Annotated in this window: 4 protein-coding genes and 1 pseudogene; all 5 read left to right on the top strand. The window is 38.5% G+C overall.

The window, feature by feature from the left end:
- A pseudogene (locus GT641_RS12705) lies at window positions 1-282 on the top strand (hypothetical protein); the annotation flags it as partial.
- A 33-nt stretch (window positions 283-315) separates the two neighbouring features.
- Entirely contained in the window at window positions 316-2,097 is a 1,782-nt protein-coding gene (locus GT641_RS12710) for a leucine-rich repeat domain-containing protein (protein WP_243143780.1), read from the top strand.
- Between the two features lie 285 nt (window positions 2,098-2,382).
- Complete coding sequence (locus GT641_RS12715; protein ID WP_119962471.1) at window positions 2,383-3,339, top strand: hypothetical protein; 957 nt, start codon at window positions 2,383-2,385, stop codon at window positions 3,337-3,339.
- A 257-nt stretch (window positions 3,340-3,596) separates the two neighbouring features.
- Window positions 3,597-4,820 carry a leucine-rich repeat domain-containing protein gene (locus GT641_RS12720; RefSeq protein WP_119962470.1) on the top strand — a complete coding sequence of 408 codons (1,224 nt, stop codon included), beginning with the start codon at window positions 3,597-3,599 and terminating at the stop codon, window positions 4,818-4,820.
- Window positions 4,821-4,858: 38 nt separating this feature from the next.
- Window positions 4,859-6,202: a leucine-rich repeat domain-containing protein gene (locus GT641_RS12725; RefSeq protein ID WP_119962469.1), complete on the top strand. Its 1,344-nt coding sequence runs from the start codon at window positions 4,859-4,861 to the stop codon at window positions 6,200-6,202.
- The last annotated feature ends 274 nt before the right edge of the window (window positions 6,203-6,476 follow it).

The raw sequence follows: 6,476 nt of genomic DNA on the forward strand, positions 1-6,476 counted from the left end.
TCAAAAGGTTCTGTTGCAACCAGAGGATACAGTAAAAATGGTTATTATTTTTCAAAATCATTATGGTTTACTACATCCAAGGGAAAAGCAATTGAAATCTACAACATGTATAAGGATAAAAATGCATCCAACTATGGAAACATTGAGTATTTTACGTTGCAAGGTGATTACATTGTGTATAAAAAACGTGACATATATAGCAATGCCAAGCTGGTTTTTGTAAAAACGAACGGCAAGGGTGAGAGAGTTATATATTCAGCACCTTCAGTAAGCGGCTGGTAAAGAGGTAAGCAACAAACAGGAGGATAAATGAAAATGATACAAAAGAAGATAAGAAGCCTGATCTATGCAGGCCTGGGATTGATTTTATGTGTATTGCTGTGTGGTGGACTCGGTATGACAGCACAGGCGGAGTCATATGACGATTTCACATATGAAGATAATGAAAATGGAATTACCATTACCGGGTATACAGGTGATAAAACAGAGCTTGTGATTCCGGGAGAGATTGATGGTAAGAAAGTAACCGATATAGGAACGGAGGCATTTAAGAAGTATAGCAGTTTAACAAGTGTAATAATCCCGGAAGGCGTGACCAATATAGGATTTGGTGCATTTTGGGGGTGCAGCGGTTTAACAAGTGTAACAATTCCGGAAAGTGTAACAAGTATAAAATGGAGTGCATTTTGGATGTGCAGCGGCTTAACAAGTATAACGATCCCGGCAGGTGTAACAAGAATAGAGGAGGCTGCATTCGGAGGCTGTAGTGGCTTAACAAGCATAGTAGTAGATAAAGAAAATAAATATTATGATAGTAGAAATAAGTGCAATGCTATTATTGCAACAGAAAGTAATACATTAGTTAGTGGATGTAACAATACAACGATCCCGGCAGATGTGACCAGTATAGGGGGATATGCATTTTATGATTGTAGCAGCTTAACAAGCATAACGATCCCGGATAGTGTGACCAGTATAGGGGGAGAAGCATTTGTTCGTTGTAGTGGTTTAACGAGTATAACGATCCCGGATAGTGTGACCAGTATAGGGAGCGAAGCATTTTGGGGTTGTAGTGGTTTAACAAGTATAACGCTGCCTGCAAGTGTGACGAGTATAGCAGGCGATGCATTTGGGGGTTGTAGCAGTTTAACAAGTATAAAAGTAGATAAAGAAAATAAATATTATGATAGTAGAAATAATTGCAATGCTATTATTGCAACAGAAAGTAATACATTAGTTATTGGATGTAAAAATACAACGATCCCGGCAAGTGTAACAAGGCTAGGAGATTATGCATTTGCTGATCGTAGTGGTTTAACGAGCATAACCATTCCCCAAGGTGTGACAAGTATAGGATATTATACATTTGCTGGTTGTAGCGATTTAACGAGCATAACCATTCCCCAAAGTGTGACAAGCATAGGAGATTATGCATTCTCTAGCTGTCGTCGTGGTTTGGTGGTTTATTGTTATAAGGATTCTACAGCGTACGAATATGCCATGGACAGTGTTATTATAACGGTTGGGTTGATCGGGGAGCCAGTACCAACGCCGGTGACACCAAATCCAACACCAGTAACACCAGATCCAACGCCGATAACGCCGACACCAACACCGTCACCCGTTACCAAGCCGGCTACCCCGGCGAAGAAAGGTACAACCTTAACTGTTTCATCCAAGAAGATCAAAGTAAAGGTAACTTCATCTTCTAAGAAGAATCCGACTGTTACAATTACGAAGTTCACCGACAAGAAAGCTAAGAAGCTTACAATCCCTGCTACTGTAAAAGTAAAAGGTGTTACTTATAAGGTAACAGCCATTTCCGATAAAGCATTCAAGGGTAACAAGAAGCTGACAACAGTTACGATCGGAAGCAATGTAACAAAGATCGGTAAAGAAGCATTCTCCGGCTGTAAGAACTTGAAGAAGATAACAGTTACAGCAGGAAAGCTTAAGACCATCAGTAAGAATGCGTTCAAGGGCATTAATAAGAAAGCGACCATTACTGTGAAAGGTACAAAGAAAGCAAAGACGGCTTTAAAGAAGCAGTTGAAAAAGAAATCCATCGGATATGTAAAGACATGGAAGGTAAAATAATAAGAAGATGAATTTTTAAATCCCTGCCTGTTATAGATAGAAACATATGAATCTATAGCAGGCAGTTTTTTGTTGCATTTATCTTGACAAAACAGTAAAAAAGAGTAAAGAACAGTAAAAATGAATTGGCGTTTTATTATTGGGCTGATCATCTGTAAGATTTTACGATAAATAATTATAAACTTGTTTTCCCCTCAGATATCCGTTACAATCAAACTTGGAGAGACGGCGGCAATATATTAAGATATACATGTTATTCTGTTCTGTCAGGAAAGGAGATGGGACATGGATAACGAATTAATATATTCCGCTGATGCGACATATCAGAAAGCACAGTATGATGCCAGTGCCAAGCGCCTGCTAGGACAGAAGATCATATTGGCGCATATAATGATACGGGTAGTAGATGAATTTAAAGGCATGGATGCAGAGACGGTCGCTTCGCTGATCGAAGGCGAACCGTATATCAGCCAGGTTCCGGTAGAACCGGGACTAACAAACAAAGAAATGACAGATGCCGGAACCGGTGAACGGATTGTCGGGTTGAATACTGAGAATTCTGAGATTGATGAAGGAAAGGTATATTTTGACATCATTTTCTACGTACGGATGCGGGACGGACTGGCAAAAATGATCATCAATCTGGAAGCACAGAAGAATGAACCGACAAAGTATCACATTCTGAATCGGGCAATCTTTTATACCGCGAGGCTGGTGTCTTCCCAGAAAGAGCGGGAATTTACAGGTTCCGACTATAACGAGATCAAACAGGTGTATTCCATCTGGATCTGTATGAATATGAAAGAGAACAGCCTAAGCCATATCCATATGGTAAAAGATGATCTGCTTGGAGATCAGGACTGGAAAGGAAATCTGGATATTCCTAATATCGTGATGATTGGGCTGGCGAAGGAGATTCCACCAAAGGAAGAAAGATATGAACTGCATCGATTACTTGGAACACTATTGTCGCAGACAATGACGGCAGAACAGAAATTGAAGCTTATGAAACAGGAGTATGACATACCGGTAGACAGACACAGTATAAGGGAAGAGGTGAAGATCATGTGCAATCTGAGTGAAGGCGTAGAAGAAATGGGATATGTAAAGGGCGAAGCCGCTGGTATAGCGAAAGGAAAAATTGATATTATCCTGAAAATGCATAAAAAAGGCTACAATTTAGAGCAGATCATGGATGTAACCGAAATGAGCGAAGCTGAAATTAAGGCAATCATAGGATAAAGACATAAGCAGAACAGGTAACATGTATATTTTAGTAGAAGTCCGGATATGGCAGAGATGCTGTATCCGGACTTTTTTATAGGTAAAATTCAACTATATAAACAAAAAATGAGAAAAATTCTGTGGACTATTGACAGCCGTTTTTTTTTTTATAATGTTTATGCTTTTTTACAGGCATCGGGGAATTATGCATACAAATGAAGAAAAAGCAACGTAACTTATGGAAATTATAGTATAAGAGAAAAGGAGAGAGATGAATGAAAATGATGCAAAAGAAGTTAAGAAGCCTGATCTATGCAGGCGTGGGATTGATTTTATGTGTATTGCTGTGTGGCGGGATCGGTATGACTGCACAGGCGGCAAAGGAAAAAACATACAATGGCTTTACCTATGAAGATCATGGATATGGAATTGTAATTACCGGTTATAAAGGGAGTAAGACGGAGCTTGTGATTCCGGAAAAGATTGCCGGAAAAAAAGTAGTACAGATAGGATACAGAGCATTTGAAAATTGTGTTGATTTAGTCAGTATAACAATACCGGAGGGTGTAACAACGATAGATATGTATGCGTTTAGTTATTGTAAAAAACTGAGCAGAGTATCATTGCCGGAGAACTTGACAAATATAGAAACATGTGCATTTGAGGGATGCAAAAGCTTAACCGGTATAATATTACCGGAGAGCCTGACACATATAGGTATCTGGGCTTTTGCTTCTTGTTATAGCTTAACAAATATTACCATACCAAAGAATATACAGAGAATAGGTAATAATGCATTTTCGTATAGTGGTTTAAAGAGTGTTATTTTAGAAGAAGGTATAACAAAAATAGATGATCAGGCATTTGAGGGATGCAAAAATTTAGTCAGTATAACAATACCGGATAGTGTAACAAGTATAGGCTACAATAATTTCACTGATTCTGTTGGGAACATAAGTCTTGGAAGTATAATTTGCAACAAAGGTTCTTTTGCATACAAATATGCAAAAGAGCGTAATATAGCAATCAAATTAATGCCTGGACCTGCGAAGAAAGGCACAACATTAACTGTTTCATCTAAGAAGCTCAAAGTAAAGGTAACCTCATCTTCCAGGAAGAATCCGACCGTTACAGTTACGAAGTTTACCGATAATAAAGCCAAGAATCTTACAATTCCATCTACTGTAAAGGTGAATGGTGTAACCTATAAAGTAACTGCAATTTCGGATAAAGCATTCAAGGGTAATAAGAAGCTGACAACAGTTACAATCGGAAGCAATGTAACAAAGATCGGTAAAGAAGCATTCTCCGGCTGCAAGAACCTGAAGAAGATCACAGTTACAGCAGGAAAGCTTAAGACTATCGGTAAGAATGCATTTAAGGGAATTAATAAGAAAGCAACCATTACGGTGAAAGGCACAAAGAAAGCAAAGACAGCTTTAAAGAAACAGTTGAAAAAGAAATCCATCGGCTATGTAAAGACATGGAAAATTAAATAAAAAATCCTAAAAAGGACAAGCAGGAGGATGAAGGAGAAATGATACAAAAGAAGATAAGAAGCCTGATTTATACAGGCTTGGGCTTAGTTCTGTGCGTATTGCTGTGCAGTGGAATCGGTAAGACTGCACAGGCTGCAGAGTCGAAAACATATAATGGTTTCATGTATGAAGAAAAAGAAAGTGAAATTACTATTACCGGCTATGTGGGGGATAAGACGGAAGTTGTAATTCCGGGGGAGATTAATGGTAAGAAGGTAACAACTATAGGAGACAGGGCATTTGGGGAATGTACCAGTTTAACCGGTGTAACGATACCGGAGGGAGTAACGGGCATAGGAAATAGGGCATTTAATGATTGTACCAGTTTAACCAGTGTAACGATACCGGAGGGAGTAACAAGTATAGGAGATGATGCATTTTCGTTATGCGTAAATCTGACCAGTATATCGTTACCAAAGAGTTTAACAAGTATAGGTAGTTGGGGATTTTCTGCTACTGGGCTGACCAGTATTACGATACCCGAAAATGTAAGAAGTATAGGATGTGAGGCTTTTTATGCATGTAAATTAAAAAAAGTAGTATTGCCGGAGGGAATAACAAGAATTTCCAGTAGAACATTTGCTATGTGCAGCAATTTAACCGATATAACGATACCTGATAGCGTAACAAGTATCGATGAGGGAGCATTTTGTGGCTGCGATAAGTTAGATTCTATTGTTATACCGGACAGTGTAATTGAAATTGATGTAAGAAAAAAAGGCGAGCCTTTGAACGTAAATCGGTGGCCTGCTTTTAGCAGAGGTGTTACGATTATCTGTAGTAAAAATTCCGCAGCATATAAATACGCAAAGGACAATAATTTACCAATCAAATTATTGTCCGGGAAAGAGAATCCATCAGATGATTCAAAACAGAATAATATAACTCCGGCGAAGAAAGGTACAACCCTTACTATTTCATCGAAGAAGATCAAAATAAAGGTAACTTCATCTTCTAAGAAGAATCCGACTGTTACAATTACGAAGTTCACCGACAAGAAAGCTAAGAAGCTTACAATCCCTGCTACTGTAAAAGTAAAAGGCGTTACTTATAAGGTAACAGCCATTTCCGATAAAGCATTCAAGGGTAATAAGAAGCTGACAACAGTTACGATCGGAAGCAATGTAACAAAGATCGGTAAAGAAGCATTCTCCGGCTGCAAGAACCTGAAGAAGATCACTGTTACAGCAGGAAAGCTTAAGACCATCAGTAAGAATGCATTCAAAGGTATTAATAAGAAAGCAACCATTACTGTGAAAGGCACAAAGAAAGCAAAGACAGCTTTAAAGAAACAGTTGAAAAAGAAATCCATCGGATATGTAAAGACATGGAAGATTAAATAATAGTATATCAGTACAGGATTCGTAGAAGTCGCAGAGCGATTGTGATTTATTATATGAAGAAAGAGAGAAAGTGAAATATGAGATGATTTCACTTTCTCCTGACAAACGATAAGGAGATGAATTAATATGAAACAATTTTTTAAGGCACACGCCATTTGGATCGGGCTGCTTGCAGTTCTGTTAGGATGCATGCTTTGTCCGAGTCAGGCAGATGCAAAGACGAAGACTTATCAGACACAGGACAACTATTATGGAGGCGGAAGTTGTTCTGTAG

It is taken from the genome of Clostridium sp. BIOML-A1, assembly GCF_009874105.1.
In the GTDB taxonomy this organism is placed as follows: Bacteria; Bacillota; Clostridia; order Lachnospirales; family Lachnospiraceae; genus Coprococcus.